This is a genomic window from Ruminococcus sp. RTP21484sp1_RTP21281st1_A8_RTP21281_210402 (assembly GCF_040914025.1).
Lineage (GTDB): Bacteria > Bacillota > Clostridia > Lachnospirales > Lachnospiraceae > Blautia_A > Blautia_A faecis.
Map to the genome: position 1 here is coordinate 61,752 of NZ_JBCPGE010000018.1, position 17,708 is coordinate 79,459.

18 protein-coding genes are annotated in these 17,708 nt (G+C 35.0%); 12 read left to right on the forward strand and 6 right to left on the reverse strand.

The annotated features are described in order from the left end of the window. Positions 1 to 4: 4 nt before the first annotated feature. Genes AB5170_RS10520 through AB5170_RS10535 form a run of 4 tightly spaced genes read right to left on the reverse strand, consistent with a single transcriptional unit; the run spans position 5 to position 3,847 of the window. Entirely contained in the window at positions 5 to 1,828 is a 1,824-nt protein-coding gene (locus AB5170_RS10520) for a lysozyme family protein (RefSeq protein WP_015526851.1), read from the reverse strand. 2 nt (positions 1,829 to 1,830) lie between these two features. Continuing rightward, positions 1,831 to 2,754, reverse strand: coding sequence for a hypothetical protein (locus tag AB5170_RS10525; RefSeq protein WP_015526852.1), 924 nt, complete (start codon positions 2,752 to 2,754; stop codon positions 1,831 to 1,833). Between the two features lie 13 nt (positions 2,755 to 2,767). After that, positions 2,768 to 3,478, reverse strand: a complete 711-nt coding sequence (locus tag AB5170_RS10530) for a conjugal transfer protein TrbL family protein (RefSeq protein WP_055151488.1) — start codon at positions 3,476 to 3,478, stop codon at positions 2,768 to 2,770. A gap of 24 nt (positions 3,479 to 3,502) precedes the next feature. Further along, positions 3,503 to 3,847 carry a hypothetical protein gene (locus AB5170_RS10535; protein ID WP_004223640.1) on the reverse strand — a complete coding sequence of 115 codons (345 nt, stop codon included), beginning with the start codon at positions 3,845 to 3,847 and terminating at the stop codon, positions 3,503 to 3,505. 1,013 nt (positions 3,848 to 4,860) lie between these two features. Here AB5170_RS10535 and AB5170_RS10540 point away from each other — a divergent pair. The 9 genes from AB5170_RS10540 to AB5170_RS10580 all read left to right on the forward strand — a co-directional run bounded on the left by AB5170_RS10540 (position 4,861) and on the right by AB5170_RS10580 (position 11,474). Continuing rightward, the gene (locus tag AB5170_RS10540; protein WP_368361713.1) at positions 4,861 to 5,064 is read left to right on the forward strand and encodes a PLDc N-terminal domain-containing protein; all 204 of its coding nucleotides are present in this window, start codon (positions 4,861 to 4,863) and stop codon (positions 5,062 to 5,064) included. A 1-nt stretch (position 5,065) separates the two neighbouring features. Continuing rightward, positions 5,066 to 5,962 carry an ATP-binding cassette domain-containing protein gene (locus tag AB5170_RS10545; RefSeq protein ID WP_368361717.1) on the forward strand — a complete coding sequence of 299 codons (897 nt, stop codon included), beginning with the start codon at positions 5,066 to 5,068 and terminating at the stop codon, positions 5,960 to 5,962. After that, positions 5,962 to 6,732, forward strand: a complete 771-nt coding sequence (locus AB5170_RS10550) for an ABC transporter permease (protein WP_368361714.1) — start codon at positions 5,962 to 5,964, stop codon at positions 6,730 to 6,732. Before AB5170_RS10545 ends, AB5170_RS10550 begins: the two co-directional genes overlap by 1 nt. Before the next feature lie 97 nt (positions 6,733 to 6,829). Next, positions 6,830 to 6,967 (forward strand): hypothetical protein, encoded by a 138-nt coding sequence (locus tag AB5170_RS10555; protein WP_368361715.1) that lies wholly within the window; start codon positions 6,830 to 6,832, stop codon positions 6,965 to 6,967. A 71-nt stretch (positions 6,968 to 7,038) separates the two neighbouring features. Continuing rightward, complete coding sequence (locus AB5170_RS10560) at positions 7,039 to 8,451, forward strand: radical SAM protein (protein WP_368361716.1); 1,413 nt, start codon at positions 7,039 to 7,041, stop codon at positions 8,449 to 8,451. 29 nt (positions 8,452 to 8,480) lie between these two features. Further along, positions 8,481 to 9,521, forward strand: coding sequence for a radical SAM/SPASM domain-containing protein (locus AB5170_RS10565; RefSeq protein WP_368365064.1), 1,041 nt, complete (start codon positions 8,481 to 8,483; stop codon positions 9,519 to 9,521). Between the two features lie 13 nt (positions 9,522 to 9,534). Continuing rightward, positions 9,535 to 9,840 carry a PqqD family protein gene (locus tag AB5170_RS10570; protein ID WP_368362000.1) on the forward strand — a complete coding sequence of 102 codons (306 nt, stop codon included), beginning with the start codon at positions 9,535 to 9,537 and terminating at the stop codon, positions 9,838 to 9,840. A 139-nt stretch (positions 9,841 to 9,979) separates the two neighbouring features. Next, positions 9,980 to 10,447, forward strand: coding sequence for a GNAT family N-acetyltransferase (locus AB5170_RS10575; RefSeq protein WP_368361999.1), 468 nt, complete (start codon positions 9,980 to 9,982; stop codon positions 10,445 to 10,447). A 52-nt stretch (positions 10,448 to 10,499) separates the two neighbouring features. Continuing rightward, positions 10,500 to 11,474, forward strand: a complete 975-nt coding sequence (locus AB5170_RS10580) for a radical SAM protein (RefSeq protein WP_368361998.1) — start codon at positions 10,500 to 10,502, stop codon at positions 11,472 to 11,474. A 140-nt stretch (positions 11,475 to 11,614) separates the two neighbouring features. On the opposite strand, the gene AB5170_RS10585 is transcribed toward AB5170_RS10580, so the two are convergent. Next, positions 11,615 to 11,872 carry a hypothetical protein gene (locus AB5170_RS10585; protein ID WP_368361997.1) on the reverse strand — a complete coding sequence of 86 codons (258 nt, stop codon included), beginning with the start codon at positions 11,870 to 11,872 and terminating at the stop codon, positions 11,615 to 11,617. A 314-nt stretch (positions 11,873 to 12,186) separates the two neighbouring features. Here AB5170_RS10585 and AB5170_RS10590 point away from each other — a divergent pair, with 314 nt between their 5' ends. The 3 genes from AB5170_RS10590 to AB5170_RS10600 are packed head-to-tail and all read left to right on the forward strand — an operon-like array spanning position 12,187 to position 16,429. Then, on the forward strand, positions 12,187 to 12,915 hold the full coding sequence (locus AB5170_RS10590) for an ABC transporter ATP-binding protein (protein ID WP_368361996.1): 729 nt from the start codon (positions 12,187 to 12,189) through the stop codon (positions 12,913 to 12,915). Further along, on the forward strand, positions 12,887 to 14,353 hold the full coding sequence (locus AB5170_RS10595) for a hypothetical protein (RefSeq protein ID WP_368361995.1): 1,467 nt from the start codon (positions 12,887 to 12,889) through the stop codon (positions 14,351 to 14,353). The genes AB5170_RS10590 and AB5170_RS10595 overlap by 29 nt, the downstream gene beginning before the upstream one ends. 33 nt (positions 14,354 to 14,386) lie before the next feature. After that, positions 14,387 to 16,429: a radical SAM protein gene (locus AB5170_RS10600; RefSeq protein ID WP_368361994.1), complete on the forward strand. Its 2,043-nt coding sequence runs from the start codon at positions 14,387 to 14,389 to the stop codon at positions 16,427 to 16,429. A gap of 240 nt (positions 16,430 to 16,669) precedes the next feature. On the opposite strand, the gene AB5170_RS10605 is transcribed toward AB5170_RS10600, so the two are convergent. Continuing rightward, the gene (locus AB5170_RS10605) at positions 16,670 to 17,599 is read right to left on the reverse strand and encodes an RNA-binding protein (protein ID WP_368361993.1); all 930 of its coding nucleotides are present in this window, start codon (positions 17,597 to 17,599) and stop codon (positions 16,670 to 16,672) included. Positions 17,600 to 17,708 lie beyond the last annotated feature (109 nt).

Below are 17,708 nucleotides of genomic sequence, written 5' to 3' on the forward strand. Positions count from 1 at the left end.
TCCTTTATTTTTTAGCGAAGATCCAATAGGCATTTGCGGTTGCATGCACTTCCGTCATCATATCGAATTCACGGTTGATGTAGTTTTTGGAGGAACTGTCATTGGGATCATTGACTAATACTTTACCTCCAGCCGTTACACCACGAAGGACAATAAAATGTCCGCCACTGGTAAAAAGCCCGGCTCTTTGGGAACTGATGACCGGATGACCTTCAGATAAAGCCTGAAGTACCTGGTTGGGATCACTGGTCTGTGTGACAGCCCCACACCCAAAATGATCGGACGCTGCCTGAAAATAAGACCAGTAAGTGCCGACTCCTGGTTTGTAATAGGAATTTCCGCACCAGGATATTGCATCAATAGGTGTAATGGTAGTGCCTGTAAGATAACTGGCAATCATAGCAAAGCTTGTCGGACCGCATCCGCTGCTGGCGATAGAACCCCCGCCGTATGGAATGTTTCCATAGTCTGTCTGGAGATAGTGTGGAATCTGCATGCCGTTTGCGGGATAGCTGCCGCCACTGGCAGTAATTTGGTAATAGCGAAGGACATGATCCACATATTCTTTATCCCCATACCGGTCATAAGGCCAGCTTGGTCTTGCACACATCATATCAGAGTAGGCAATCGCATTTTCTTTGGTATAGCCACCGTCACGCTCCATTGCCCAGTCAATGTATGCAGAACCGTAGTTGTAACCCTGAAGAGCCAGTTTAATCCGGTCTAAGTCCGTAGGTCCGGTACAGCCGGCTTTATCAAGGGCATATTTTAATTCCTGTACGCCACATTCAATGGAGTATTCCGGATCTGTAATCCCATTTGGCACATGGGGATAGCGGGTATTAAATCCACCTTCCGCTGCTTGCATCACATCCAGCCCCCGTCCGCCAGATTCCTGCATCATGACTGCTAGGATTAAATCCACATAATCACTCATACCATATTTCGCAGCGGCTCTTTCTACAGCAGGGCGGTAGGACAATACCTCATCGCTAAGATTGATAGCAGCGACAATACCGGAAGAAGCAGTTCCAAAGAAAGCAGTCAGGTTTTCAGCATAGTTTTTGGCAAGTTCTTTCTGCTTGTCTGTAAGATGGAATACATGGTCTGCAAAATAGGAATCTCCGGCATAAACAACAGTATAGGTGTGTTTCGTAAAAGTAACCGTCTGTGTTTGTTCCTGTCCCTGTTCTGTGCCGGATTCTCCTTCTGCACCGCCATCAACGGTAACTTCCATGGTAACTGTTTCGGTTGCTACATCATAAGAAAAAAGTCCTTCTTTATTTTCACGAATGAGTTTCTTTAATTGGTTTCGGTTGATATTTTTATAATCATCCTGGCTGGCACAAAATTGTGAAATCAGCAGATTGGCATTGACGGAGATGCTGTATGTATAGGGATCATTGATGGATGCAGTATCACCTTGTGGAAGACGGGAAATTGCTGCATGGATCTCTGCCAGAATGTCTTCATGGCTTTCTTCTAACACTTCAACGATGGCTTCACGGGAAGCACGGATGTTTTCACTGATCATAGAGTTGCTGTTTAGTACATCACTTTGCTCGGTCAGGCTTCCAAAGATCAGACCAGGGAGCATCACAATAAATAAAACCGGGAGCAGCAGTATGGCGAGAATAACAAGAAGAATTTTAGCGAGCTGATTCCGGTTGGCTATGACGGCTCCAATTGCTGCTGTGAAAGGTCCGCCAAGGGCGGCACCATATCCTGCTTTGGAGAAAGTGGCTGCTGTTTTTAAGGACTTTAGGTGAGAAACGGTACTGGAGCCTACATCCATTGCTTCGTCAAGTCCAGAGCGTTCTGTATCCATTACTAAATCCGATCCTTTCTTGGAGGAGTAGGAGGAAGCTTTTGGACAATGGATTCGTTGTAGGCTATTTTTCCATCGCCAGCATCATAAGGGATTTTGGATACCGTATTTTCGGCATATTGCTTGTACCAGGTAGCTCCGTCTACAGATTGCACAGTTTCATAGGTTCCCTGGGTAGGAGCCGTATATTGATCGGCATGGTACATAGCAAATTCCCGGCTGTCCCCATTGGAACCGGACTCAACTCCTGTTATCCTGCCACCTCCAATTTCAACATTGGTATAGGAATGATCTGTTTTATCTTCATTTTGAATTCCCATGTAGGATTGAAATGCAGAAACAGCTCCATCACCTTTGATCGAGCCAACTTGACCATAGTTTCCTTGAGCAATATTGCTGATAACGTTATTGGCAAAATCTCCGCCTTTTTCAAGGGAAGACTGATAGAGTGCATTTCCGATGCTTGGTCCTTCGGTATATCCGGTGGCTGCATTTACCGCAGAACGCTCTGTCTGCCTTCCAACGGCTCCGGCTAATCCTCCGGAAAGGAAAGAACTTTGTACTGCAGCACTTCCGGGAGAGGAAGAATGGGAACTACTATGGCTTCCACCTCCATGCCCTCGAAAGGAACTTGCAAGACCTCTTCCGGCGATTAAAAGTTCAGCCATCATATTTCCACCAGTATTTCCAACATTGACTCCCAGACTTGCCATAAAGCTGTCAATCTTTTGAGAAACCTTCAAAAAAGCAATGGCACACAGAAACCAGATAAAAACATTACCGGTGACCGTTTCTTTTCCCTGTGCATCCACAGCTTGCTGTACCTCTGCTTCTGTAAGTTCAGCGGCAAAGACCGGCATGGATGTTACAAGAATCAGACAAGAAATCAATAGCAGGCTGCAGAGCAGTGTTTTCTTATGTTTCATAATCTCCTCCTTCCTAGAGTGATAAAGGGTTTGCAAGGAATGTTCCCACCATGGAAGTAAACAGCCGCAAACACCAGGCGTTCATTAAAAGCAAAAAGAACTGTCCGCCGAGCATACGGCACCAGCTCTTAAAAATATTTCCAGTAGCCTGGGAAGCACCTGTGGAAAATGCAACAGGTGCGGTGTAGACCAGAACTCCAAGCAGTATATAACGTTCCGCAGCTTCAAAAAGCAGCTTGATGTAATTCCAGGCAAGGATCAGTACCAGTATGAGGGCAACAATGGCAACAGCACCGTTGGCACATACTCCCAGGATGACTGTGATTACAGAATTAAACTTGGCAAATTCCAGTGGTGGAAGATCTTCAGTCAGAATCCAGCTATACGGGGTTCCTGCAATATTCAATAGAAGATCTACAATGTCTTTGGCATAGAATGTCAGGAAAAGGAACATAAAGGTTCGCAGTGATAATTTGATTGGATCTTCAGCGTCAATCCCTGTCCCCATAAAATAATTCTTAAAAAGCTGCCAAACCCAGTTTAAAAGGATGAGTCCGATAGCCAATGCCAGAAAAATCTGGTACATTGTTTCCGCTGCTGGAAAATACCGGAGAAAAGTATCCATGGAACATCCCAGTGCACCCAGAACAGAAGTAGTAATCAAATCCAGAATGTTCATGACCTGTTCGGCAATCCATTCTACAATTCCGTCAAGTATTCCCATGACAGAACCACCTCCTTATCTGCATTATCCATTCCACTGCCCGCCGGCAAAGAACGGTGTGATGTAAGCCATGATAAATCCCAGGCCATTGAGAATAGCCCATGTGATGATGATTCGTTTGAGCCATGCCCTGGATTCATCCACGGTTTTTCCGGATTTGGAAAAATTCATCAAAAGCAAAGCAACCGATGCAGTTACAACAGCCGCAATGGTGGAAATCAGGATAATCTGGTTATATACGTCTTTCATGATTTCTGAAGCTTTGTCCCAGATGGTAGCAGCCATAACTGGTTGTACATTACAGGCAATCAGAGTGAAGACAAGGAAGGCAGTATAGAGATATTTTCCATAGTTCCGATGATGTTTCATGCCCGGTGGGGCTTCTTTGTGTACATGGTTTTTCAAGTAAATGAACCTCCTTCATAAAAAGAGGGCAAAGTGAGATCTTTCACTTTGCCCTGGCTTATAGTTTTCCTGCCTCATAAAAGCTTCAGTCCGGTCAATACGGAGGAACGCTTATTCCATATTTAGTTGTGATACTCCTTTCCATGCACTAAAAAACGCAGCTTGCACCAGAGAAGAGGCATTCCCTGGAAAGCTGCGTTTCGCTACATATAATTTTGACAGTATCATTCTAACACGGGTAGATTTTCCTGTAAATCGCAGAAGTGTGCCAAGTTGGGACATAAATATGACGTAGATAGGTGAAATCCGAAAAAGGAAGAAAAAGATAAATTTAGAAAAAACGTTGGTTTTAGCATTGAAATATTACATGAATAAATTGATTAGTTTAATAGTGAACTCTTAAATTGGATATTTTATTTAAATAACTATAAATGAGCAAATTTGAAAAGTGCACGAAATCTTCTCTGATTTGTCTTTGCGAGCTGCACTTATAGAGCTTAACATTTTTTTATGTCCGTATATTACAGATTCTATTGTGAAAAACTCGATATGTTCTTATTTATAGTAAATAAGAACAAAACATGAACTATAAAAATAAAATTGTAAATATAAAAGAATAGCAATTTTAGAAATATTTTAGTAATGCATATGTCAAAATATCACATCATTCATAGTATTCATCTTATAAGACTAATCTTAGTACATGAAAAAAATGATGAAGCTAATTTTCTGGAGAAAAACTCTATATACAAATATATAATAATTTTTGGAGATAAGATGAATATTTGCTATGAACTATGAAAGCGTACCAAATTGAAATCTTTTAGTAAGAGATAGAAGTAAATTTGCACCAAATAGAAAAGAAAATATACAAATTATACAAAAAAGAGGATTTTTTCATTAATAGAGGTTATTATAAAATTGTCATAAAAATTAAATTATAAAAGGAAATAGTAGATACTAGGAAGGCGATTAAAATGGAGATTATGAAAGATTTGTTACCTTTTTTTATACCCTTTGTAATAATTGAAATCGGTTTGTTACTATATGTTATTCGTCATATTTTTTCTCATGAAAATTATAAATATGGTAATCGTATTATGTGGCTTATTATTGTGATTGTTGGAATGAATTTTATAGGTCCAATTCTATATTTTATATTTGGGAAAGAAGATGAGTAATATGAATATACTTTCAATTAGAAATTTGCAAAAGAGATATGGCAATAAAGAAGTTTTAAAAGATATTAACTTAGATATACCTGAGCATAGTGTTTTTGGTTTTGTTGGTAAAAACGGAGCGGGAAAAACTACAGTTATGAAACTTGTGCTTGGTTTGCTTAGAGCGGACGAAGGAGAAATTTATGTATGTAATAAAAAGGTATCTTTTGGAGAAACAGAAACTAATAAATATATAGGTTATCTACCAGATGTTCCTGAGTTTTACCCTTTTATGACAGCACTAGAATATCTAAACTTTTGTGGAGAATTGTGTGGTATGTGCAAAAGAAGTGTAAGGGAGAGAGGGGAGGAGCTACTTGAAATGGTTGGATTATCGAAAGAGAGTCACAGAATAGGGGGATTTTCTAGGGGAATGAAACAACGTTTAGGAATAGCACAAGCATTGTTACATAAGCCAAGGCTTCTTATTTGTGATGAACCCACCTCTGCACTTGATCCGATTGGGCGAAAGAAAATTCTTGATATTTTATATAAAGCAAAAGAGCAAACTACTATTGTTTTTTCTACACATATTCTATCTGATGTAGAGCGTATATGTACAGATGTTGCTTTTTTGGAAGAGGGAAATATTGCTTTAAAAGGGAGGATATCAACATTAAGAAATTCGTATTCAGATAATGCGTATATTATTGAAACAGTTTTTCATAGAGATTCTGATATTCTTGCAAGGGCATTTCCTGAATTGAAAGAGGTAAGTCATAATACACTTGTTCTTGAGAAAAATGACGAAAAACTTTTAGAGATACTTAGTTATATAAATAAAAATAGAATATCTTTTCAAAGGATAGAGAGAGAGGAACCATCTTTGGAAAAGATATTTATGAAGGTGGTAAAATAATGAAACTTTTATTTGCATACTTGAAAAAAGAGTGGATTGAGATAAGCAGAAATGGAAAGCTAATCATCTGGGCAATGGTTTTTGTATTTATTGGTATTCTTAATCCAGCCACGGCAAAGCTACTTCCTTGGCTTCTAGATATTATGAAAGACTCTTTTGAGGAACTTGGAATGACAATATCAGGTATGAAAATTAATGCTATGACTTCTTGGACACAGTTTTTTAAAAACATACCGATGGCACTTATAGCGTTTCTCTTAATCTTTAATAATTGTTTTACAAAAGAGTATAACTTGGGAACACTAATTTTAGTATTGACCAAAGGGATTCCTAGAAAAGTTGTAGTTTTAGCAAAAAGTTTATTTTTATGTTCTCTATGGTCGGTAGGATACTGGATGTGTTTTGGTATTACCTATGCATATAATTCATTTTTTTGGGATAACTGTATTGCTAATAATTTATTATTTTCAGCGATAATCTGGTATCTGTTTGGATTACAGAATGTGTTTTTGCTTATATGTTTTTCTACATTTCAAAGTAATGGCGGTGTGATTTTGTTGGAGATTGGTTTATGTATAGTTATTGAATATATTCTAAGTTGGATTCCAGCTATGCATAAATTTTCACCATTCATATTAACAGAAACTGCTAATTTACTTACAGATATAGTAGGAATAAAAGCATACTTAAGTGCGATTATAATTTCATTACTGATAGATTTTATATGTATAGGGATTGGAATTATAGGAATGAAGAATAAGCAATTATAAAATCATCTATTATAGTGGTGAAATGTAAAATGTATTTTTACATAAATTTAAAGGGGTATTGGATTTAATGCCCTATTGAGAAAGGAGGCGAGTAATTATGACAAAAAAGAAGTATGTTTCTCCTTCTGCTGTCCGTTTATCGGGAATGGAGAATGACTATGGAGTAGCAATTGGTGCCGGAGTTTTCTGGGTAATTGGTATCGGTGTCGGTTGGGGTTGGATTGTTCCTACCTAACATGTAAACCAGGCAGCATCGGCATCGTAGATATGCTGGTGCTGCTTTTTTTAAGCGTAAAGGGGGACAAAATGAATTTACATTTAGAAGAATTAAAAGGTAAAAAAGTTACAGTTAATGGTAGGATTAGAAAAGAAACATGGGGCGGAATATATTACTACAGAAATAGAATGCAGATCGATAAAATAAACGAATCATATTATACGTTTATCGAACTCTTGAAGAAATATCAGGATATTTATACTGTATATAAAGAAATGTTAGCGATTTACAAGATTGATGAAATTAGCATTCGATCTGATTTGGAGGAGCTTGTAAAGTATATGATGAAATTAGGAATGATTGAAGTCGAAGGATATTCTAAAGAAAATCTTATAGAGCTTGAATCATCCTATAAAGACGTAGAAGACAATAAGTTTATTTTAGGGATTGGTAAGAATGTCCCTATCGCTCCCATTAAGGTTTTAATAGAAACAACTTATAATTGTAATCTTAGATGTATACATTGTTTTGCAGATGCACAATATTGTATTGGAACACGAGGAGGAATCCTTCCAGGAGAGTTAGGATTAGAAGACTGGAAAAAGGTGATAGATAATATTCATAATGCGGGGGTATTTGATGTTTTTGTATCTGGTGGAGAATGCATGATGAGACAGGATATTTTTGATATTCTTGCATATATCCAGTCTAAAGGAATGGGCTTTTTTCTGTTATCAAATGGAACTATGATAACAGAAGAAACGGCAAAACGGTTGAAAGAAGTTGGATGTTTAAAGATAGAATGTAACATGGATGGTGCAACAGCAGTAACTTATGATGCTTTCCGAGGAGTAGAGGGAGCTTTTGACAGAACAATACGTGGAATCAGAGCATGCATAAAAGTAGGGATTCCTTTAAGATGTAATGTTATGGAAACAAAAAAAAATATATTTGAATTAAGAGATATTATAAAAGTTTGTCACAGTATTGGGGTAAAAGAGGTTTGTGTTGTTCCTTTAGAGGATGGAGGAAGGGGAAATTCCAATAAAAATGATTTAAAATTTAAACCTGAAGAGTACAAAATAGTAGAAAAATTATATCAAGAGGTTGAAGAGTGGATTGATAAAGAACTGAAGGGACAGATTTATTTGATTACTCCAACATCTGTTAGTAAAACCCCACTTGTTGTTGGAAATAAAAATATGCCTATGTGTGGTGCAGGAAAGGTACATTGTACGGTTGACCCTTACGGGAATGTTAAATTATGTCCAACGGATAGAGATACGCTTAAAGATGAAAATGTTAATTTACTTGAAAGAAGTCTGACTGATATTTGGAATAATTCACCAACATTAAAGCAAATTAGAAGTGAGGAGTATATAAAATGTTCTAGCTGTATAAATATGCAGTGTGAATATGGATGCCCAGTTACTAGGTATCGACATATACATAATGGTGTAGATATTGAAAAAAATTGTAATTATATTGTAACAAAAGAATAAAAAACACTTAGGAAATGAAAGGGAATATTATGCAGCCGGTATATACAATTTTTGGAAATCACAAAGATAGAGGAAGAGAAGATTTTAGTCATTTTACAGGGGAAGATTATGTTAATGAGGTAATGAATGCTAGACTGGCTCCACCAGAAGGACTAGCTGCTCCCTTGAGTATTATGTGGGAGTTAACAAGTAAATGTAAAAATAGATGTATATATTGTTATAATGATTCTTCTCCTGATAGATTGGAACAACTTTCAGATAAAAGGATGCTGTCATTGGCGAATGAGATAATTGAAATGAAACCATTTAATATATGCTTAACGGGGGGAGAACCTACGGAAAATTCGCATTATTTAGATTTAATGCTCTTATTTGCCAGCTATGGTTTGAAAGTATCTACTATTTTAAGTGGAGCAAACCTAAATAGTAAATATATTAATATTATTTCAAAATGTGTTGATACACTTCAGATTAGTCTTGACGGATCTTGTCCAGAAATTCATGATAGTGTCCGTGGAAGAAAAGGTTCTTTTGATGAAGCAATCAACGCTATTAGAGAATTTGTAGAAAAGGGAATTGATGTGAGAGTTTCTTTTGCGTCTACGAGTCGCAACATTGATGATTTTAAGAATACGTATGATTTGTGTAAGGAGTTGAGGGTAACTTCACTGAGAACACAAAGATTAGCAAGAGTGGGAAGAGCCAAGAGTAAAACTGGATTTTCTTTTTATCCCTCCGAAGAGCAAATAGACAATTTGGAAAAGTTTTTATATGAAAATGCAAAAGTTAGAAATCCTATGATTGAATACGCAGAACCATATTTGCATTTAACAACGGGAATGGATGTTGGTATCACAACTCTTGCAAGAATTACTAGCTCAGGTGATGTCGGTATTTCTCCATATTTGGAGGCATATTTTGGAAATGTCAATGAGGAGCCATTTCAACAAATATGGAATCGTATGAAGAAAGGTTGGCACAATTCGCAGATGTATGAAATTGCTAGTAAAGTTGCAATGGATTTGGATAACATGGAATCACCATTGGAAGAAAAAGTGTATATTAGATAAAGGAGCAAGAGATATGGAATTATTTGGAGATAAACAAATTGATGAAGTATATGTTCAAAGAATTAATATTCGTTGGAGATGGGATGGAAAAGATAAGGATTATATTGTTTACATGAATCCGTTCAGTGGGAATATTAATATTCTAAATCCTGTGGGTGCTGATGTTTTTAATTTGTGCGATGGAAAACATACGATTAGTGAAATTATAGATGCTATTATTGGAATGTATGAAGGGGCATCTAGAGAGAGAATCACGGATGATGTAATAGATTTACTTAGATATTTTAAGAGAGAAGAACTAGTACAAGTCTTTTCGTAGCAAGGAGAATGTAGAAAACTATAATAATTTAGGAAACACTATATAAAATAAAACTTATGCAAAAATAATGGTCAAAAAATATGAAGTATTTACATGAATAATGAATTACCAAATGAATGGTGAAGAAAAGGAGTTTTAAATGGAGATTATCAAATTATCTACTAGAAATATAGAATACTGGATCGAGAAAATACAGGAGTTTGTTAAAAGAAGTAATAGTGATGAAATAGAAGCGCTATATAAAAATTTAAATTATTGTGTGCAACGTTATAGTGCAGGTATAGAGAAAAGCCTTTTGGCTGTAGAAAAAGAAAAAATTATTGGTATAATTTCTGCATTTGGAGATACGAAGAAATCAATTTGGAGTATTGGCTTTCTCTATGTACGTGAAGATAGACGATTATGTGGGCTAGGAAGTAGTCTTATTATAGAGTTGGAAAAATCATTTGTAGAACAGAAACAGCAGTGCAAATTATTGGCACAATGTAAAATAGACGATAAATATACAAATATTTTTTTCGTTAGTAAAGGCTTTCATTTTGAAGGCTGGTGTAGGGCTATCCAAGAAAAAGATGATATGTATGTTTGGGGAAAATTATATAAATAGAAACATACTTCAAATAGCTAAATAAGTCAATATGTTATAGAAGGAAGATTTTATGATTAGTGATATTAATTCAGTAGAAATTAGGAAATTTCAATTTCCTATAGACTTAGTTTGGGAGATTACAAATAAATGTATTTCGAATTGTATGTACTGTTCGGGTGCTTTTCCGGAGAAACAAGGAAATGCAGAAATGGATTTGAGAGAGAAGTTGCAATTTGTACAGGAATGTATTGATAATAAGTTATTTGCGATTAATATTTCAGGGGGAGAACCCTTTTTATCAGATGATCTTTTAGTGGTAGTGGATGAATTGACTAAAGCAGAAATACAGGTAATGGTAGTTACTAGCGGTCTAATTCAAGATGATGAAAAGATTAGTTCATTAGTAGCAAACCCCTATGTGGGACTGAATGTTTCTTTGGATTCATTTATTTCAGAAATAAATGATTTTCATAGAGGAATATGTCATTCTGTAGAACAGGTGAAAAATTTCTTGAGAAAGATATCTGTTAAACGTAAATATATAGCGTTAGAGTGTGTATTGACTAAGAAAAACTATAAAGATATAGAAAGCTATATTGAGCAAGCCTGTGAATTCCCAATTTCAGAGATTCGCTTTCAACCAGTCGTGGTAATGAATAAGAAAATGTTGGATTCTAAGCTATATTTGACAGAAAGAGAAATACGATGGACAACACAAAAGGTAGAAGAGTTAGCTAAAAAGAATACTCATACGCGTATTCGCTTTGTTAATCAAAGTAATACTATAATAAGTGGTTTTGAAATGGAGAGAAATTGGGGAGGCATTGTGAAACCAGATGGGGAGCTTTCTGTAAATGCATACTTACCTTTTGAATTTGGAAAAATATCTGATTATGGAGGATTCAAGAAGGCATGGGACAAAGGGTTTTCGAATGCATGGAACTATTCAGAAATACATAATGTTATTTCAAAAATTAAGACCATTAGCGATATTATGAACCTTCATAGAGAGTTTGCTTATGAAAGAAGACATATTGAATTGTAGATTCCACGGCAATACTGATAGATTGACTAGATTTTCTAGGAGATTAGGTTGAAAGAAAGAAGTAGAAATTGTCACAACAAAACAAGAGCACCAGTAAATTGCTACTTTTCATAGAGAAGATTTTGATTTTCAGAAAAATATCAGGCTAGCATAGTTGGAGGAATTATGGTACAGCCTTCTTTTTCTAAAAGTTTAATGGCATTTTTTATGTATTGTTCCAGATGTTTTTTATAGAGGTCTTCTGGTATATCGAAATAATCGGTTTCCGTAGGATTACAAGTAAAACGTTTTTTCTTGTAAGTAGTAACGTTTTTGAAATCTGTAAAAGCAATGGTAACAATCACTAATTTTTGGTGGACATCCATGCTACAACAGACAGGGCGGACAATTCTTAACATAAACAACCCTCCGATTATTAGAAAACAGATAGGCATTAACTGGTATCTCAGCAAAGAAAAAACATAGGAATTGCTTTGACAATGAGTAGGTTGTGGGCTCGTGGCGACACTCATTTGTGCTTGAAAGAGATACCGACACATGTTAGAATGCGGACTTGAATCCGAAAAAGAGAGGAGACGATTCTACTTCTTCCCCCGTGATCTGTAGTGTGCTTATCTGCTTTCTTAATTTAAATATAACAGAAAAATAGAGTTGTGGAGGTTCTTTTATCACGATTTGAGCCTTGAGCAACGCGAAAGGAATGTAAGTTAGAATGAAAATGATTGAAATTCAGGATTTATCAAAATCTTATGATGGAAAAGTAAACGCAGTTGATTGCCTGTCGCTTCAACTTGAACGTGGAAAAATATGTGCTTTACTAGGTCAAAATGGAGCAGGAAAAACCACAACAATAAAAATATTAACGGGAATATTAAAGTTTGATGAAGGTGACGTAAAAATCATGAATAAAAGTATCAAGGGAGAGTATCCGATTTCTATAAAAGAGATTGTTGGATATGTACCAGATACTAGTATACTTTATGGCTATTTGACCGGATACCAGTATTTACGCTTTGTTTGTGGAATCTATGGATTGAATTTTAGCGATAGCTTAGAAGAAATAAAAGAATATATAGAATTATTTGGAATGGAGAGATATATGAATAAGTTAATTTGTACTTATTCTAAGGGAACAGTACAGAAATTAGTTATAATTAGTGAATTTCTTCATAAACCTCAAATTATGATTATGGATGAACCTTTTTCAGCTTTAGATCCTGAAATGATAATGATTGTGCTTGAGATGATTAAAAAAAAGGCTAATGAAGGTTGTACGTTTATCATATCTTCACATATTATAAACTTAGTAGAGCGTATTTGTGATTTATATGTAATAATTAGAAACGGGAAAGTTTTGACTCAGGGGAAGAACGAATTCATTGAAAAGAATAAAACTTTGGAGGATATATATTTTGAGAATTCTAGTGGTTCTTTGGAATGATTTAATTGATAAGATAAAAATATCAGAGATTATATATGACAAATCTAAGAGAAAAAAAAGAGCTATAGCTTATGTTGGATTTATTTTGTTTTGTATACTGCTTTGGGGGACAACATATATAGAGGCTCGAATTCTTATTGATAAAACAGAATATGAAAAATATCTTCCTATAATCATTATAATGACATTGAGTATATTTTTAACTATTAGCAGTTTATTTTCGGTACGATATATTTTATATTCGGAAATAGAAATTTTAAGAATGGCACCTTTACCATTATCTACTATAGAAATAATAATTATTAAAACACTGGAAATTGTGTTAAAAAATGGATTACTATCCTTGCTATTGTGTAGTTCGTTTTCTGTAGTACTTTTCGATTCTATAGTAGATGTTATCTCTTTTCTGATTTGTTGTGCATTAATGCTTCCTATTGCCACATACAATGTTGCACACGCTATTTTAGTGCTTTTCAAGAGAGGAGGTGTATTTACAACTAAAAATAGAAAAATAGCAATAACTGTTTTTTTAGTAAATATTACTGGATTATATATAGTATTAAATGATGAGCCTATAAATATCGGACATCTATTAACTGTCATAATTGTACTAATTCTATCATATTTTTTTCATACTATTTCGATAAACGGCCATTTTTTTAAAATAGTAGAGAAACTTCAAAAAAAATCTAGAACATATAACTCTGAAAAAGGGAGTTATGATAAGAAAAAATTATTATTTCAAAAAGAGTTAAAGATGTATTTGAATAACAGATTGTTTGTAGTTAATTCATCATTCGGAGCATTTATGCTTTTGATTGTAGCTTTACTTATAGTTGCCCTTCCAGTGAATGGGATGTTTGCAGATAATGGTGTAATCATTGAATACTTCTATAATAGTATTCCTTTAATTTTTGCATTAATTATATCAACATGCTGCACTACATATTGTAGTTTCTCGCTCGAAGGAAAGACCGCATGGATATATCAGAAATTACCTATTACTATTTTAGAAATTGTAACAGCAAAAGTGAAAGTAAATCTGTTGGTTTCTTTTCCGGTAATAATTATTTCAGCGTGTATCGTAATTGTAAAAACAATAAGATTATCATGTATAGTGCTTATAATGAGTTTTATTCTTCCTATAATGTCATCTGTATTTGTAGCATGTCTTGGTTGTTTTATAGATATGTCTATGTGTAACTTGGAATGGAAAAATCCTCAGGTTTTAATTAAGCAAACTAAAACGTATCCTATGACAATTTTTATAGGCATGTATTTACCAGGGTTATGTGAAACTGGAATTATATTTGGAACTCCCAAAATTGGTGTAGATGTTGTATATATTTTTATCTTAGCATTGTATTTGATTGTAATAGGATGTGTGCTTTGGGGATTAAAAAATAAGGCATTGAAATTTAGCTACATGATGAAGTAAAAACAAAAATTGTATCAAGGAGTATTATTTTATATGGAAATTAAGAAAAAGAAAGTGCTGCTTTTTCATTGTTCAAGATATAATAATTTAACAAATATTGTTGCAATGGGATTGTGGGGAATTGCAGACTATATTACATCTAAGGGATATACTGCGAAGATTATTCATACGGGTGTTGAAGAACTTTATTATGGTGATTTTGATGTTAATAGGTATTTGGATGATGAGGTGGTTTTGATAGGATTTTCGGCACATTGGTTTCCGATGTTAAATGAATGTCTTGATAATGCAAAGCAAATTAAAAAAATTAATCCGTCAATATATATTTCATTTGGGGGGTTATCCGCAAGTTATTTTGCTACTGAGTTACTTATGGGGTATCAATTTATTGATGGGGTGACAAAAGGTGATGGTGAGGAACCAATAAGAAGGATTTTGGAGCGTTTGACAAGTAATAGCAGTGATTTTTCGGATGTGCCGAATTTGGTATGGAGAAATCGCGGAAAAATTATAGATAATGGAATTACATATCAAAACACAGCTGAGAATGTGTTTGACATACATTATGCATTTCAAGATAGATATCTCCTCCACTATGATTTCGCAAAAAATACTAAGTTATTTTGCAATGCCTATACAGATTTTTGTTCTTTTCAACCTAGAGATTTTAAATGTGGAAAGACATACTTCTTACTAACAGGAAAAGGTTGTCCCGTCAACTGCACTTTCTGTGGAGGAGGTCATGATGCACAAGTGCTACTAAATAATAGAAAGAAATGTATGTACCTCAAAGACGAACAGATTATTAGGACGATTAAGGAGGCATTAGAACTAGGATATAGAGATTTTTCTGTATGTTTTGATACAAATCCCAAAGTTCCTCATTATCTAGGATGGCTTCATAAAATCTTTGAGGAAAAGCTAGATTTGAATTTAATGTTTGGCTTTTGGGGACTTCCACCTTTTTCTGTATTTTCATATTTTAAAAATGCCACGAGGAAGTTATTGTTTGAAATTTCTCCTGAAAGTTATTCGGAGAAGATTAGAGAAAAAAACAGGGGATTTACATTTTCTAATAAGGATATGAAAAAATTCATACAGAAATGTTACGATGAAAATATTTATTTACATGTCTATTTTGCTTTTCCTATGCCGTATGAAACATACAAGGATGTAGTAGACACAAGAAGATATGTATGGGAACTTAATGTCCAATATCCCCATTATATAGAAGCCTTTTACATAAGGCTTTCTACAGACCCAGCTTGCAAGATTTATAGAAAACCAGAGGAAAATGGTTGTGAATTATTGGTACATAGCCTTCAGGAACATCTGAAAATAGCATATGAAACTAAAGGTGGAAATATTTTAGTTCATAAGAATATTGATAGCATTTCTGAGGATCGACATATATATCAGAATATTTATTCAGATGGTATTGTTATTTCAATATTTAAATATGCTATTAAACTTATCGCAAGGGCGTTTGATAAGATAGATTACTTTATAGAATGTCTTGATACATTTTATGATAGTATTGCAACTAGACGATTGACATATTTCGAATACGTAGATTCATTCTGTGAGAGCATTATTACCGAGTCTGTTTGTTCGGCTCCGTGGTTGTCGGAGTTAATAGAATTGGTTCGAGGAATGTTGATTATGAGTGAAAGACCAGTTGAAATTGAAACGAATGTGATGGAGAGTAAAGACATATTTTTAAAACAAGTTCTCTGTATTCATGCCGGGGTGATTCTTTTGAAGGAAGAGTATGATGTGTACAACGCATACCAATATTTGCTCATAGAGAAAGAATATTGTAATATAAATAAATTAGATGAAGAGAACTATTATATACTTTATTCAAAAGATAATAGAATTGAAATAGAAAAAATTAACATTACTATATATGAGTTGTTTATGAATATTATTGCCAATAAGGATAAATCAATTGGGGAAATATCTTCTATGATAGCAGCTTTATATGCTGATAATAAGGACGATATGGACATGATATATAGCGAATTAATTTATGTGGCTGAGACAATGTTTGTAAAAGGTATTTTATGCACTTAATGCAAAATATAAACAAATAAAGAAAAATTAGCTACCAAATATAAAAGTTTCTTATTTTAGAGATTTAAAAATGAAAAGTAAGAATTTATTAAGACTATTGCAGCGAGTTTGAGAAAAAAGAAGAATGGATTTAATAAAGAGTATGGGAGTATCTTTCTATACCAAACTTCAAAAAAATTCTAGATGTTTTCCCGTGAGGGGCAATTAGTAGTTCTTTCCTCACGGGATACTACTATTTAATTAAATGTATTGCTTAATAATCCGAGTAATGATCCCCACTGCAACATTTCGATCTTCGTCAATATGTGTCACAACAAAGGACACCTTATCTTTCTTCCCAACGGTGCGGCTGTCGTAGCAACTGTGAGCAATGGCGTTGACGCCCAATTCTAACCGGACAAAAACAGTTCCTTTGTGGATGTCTTCCACCGTTCCGGCATATTTTCCCTGTACCCGACAATTTTTCAGATTTTCTTTGCTGGTGTTGCCTTCCACGCTTTTTACATCTGCATGGATGGAGAGCGTTTCCGGGGAATCTCCCTGGATAGTTAAGATCCGGACCAGAATATGTTCCCCTACCTGGAATCGTTCCCTGGCATCACCCAGCCAGTCAAAAGACAGATCTCTTGCAAGGATGGAAGTTTCTACACCAAAGATTTCTGCCCGGACTACTTTTTCAGCAACGGCAATGACTCTGGCCTGCACAATACGGTCTTCATAAATTTTTGTCTGCCCGGAAGAGTCCTGATCAAAATAGAAAATCTGACGTTTCTTCAGCATAGCATCTTTCCGGCTGGCAACGATGCTTCTGGATTTGGTATCCAGTCCTTTGATTACAAAGTCGATTTCACAACCAAGCATATTATTAAGGACTTTGTTCTGTCTAAGAGAGAGATCTCCGTAATCATGAGTTTCATCCTGGATTAGATTGATCATCATTTCCGAGATAGGGATGATTGCCCGATAATCCTTATAGTAAATAATTGCTATTAAGCTGCCAGCTTCGGTCTTTTCAATACCTCCTAGAATGCCAGTGAGAATTTTCCGGGTACGATAGGCATTTTGGATGTCATGCCAGATTAAATCCGCTTTTGATTGAGCAGTTTCTAATACAGTATCGGAGTCAAGGGTTAAAATAGGGGTGTTCAGGTTCATTGTTTCGTTTGCCATAAATGTTATCTCCTTTCAAAATGTGTTATGACATAGGCGTTTGCGAAACGCCAAAAGCCGCATAAATACGGCATTTTTTTGTTGTTAAAATAAAATATCTCCTCAAGGT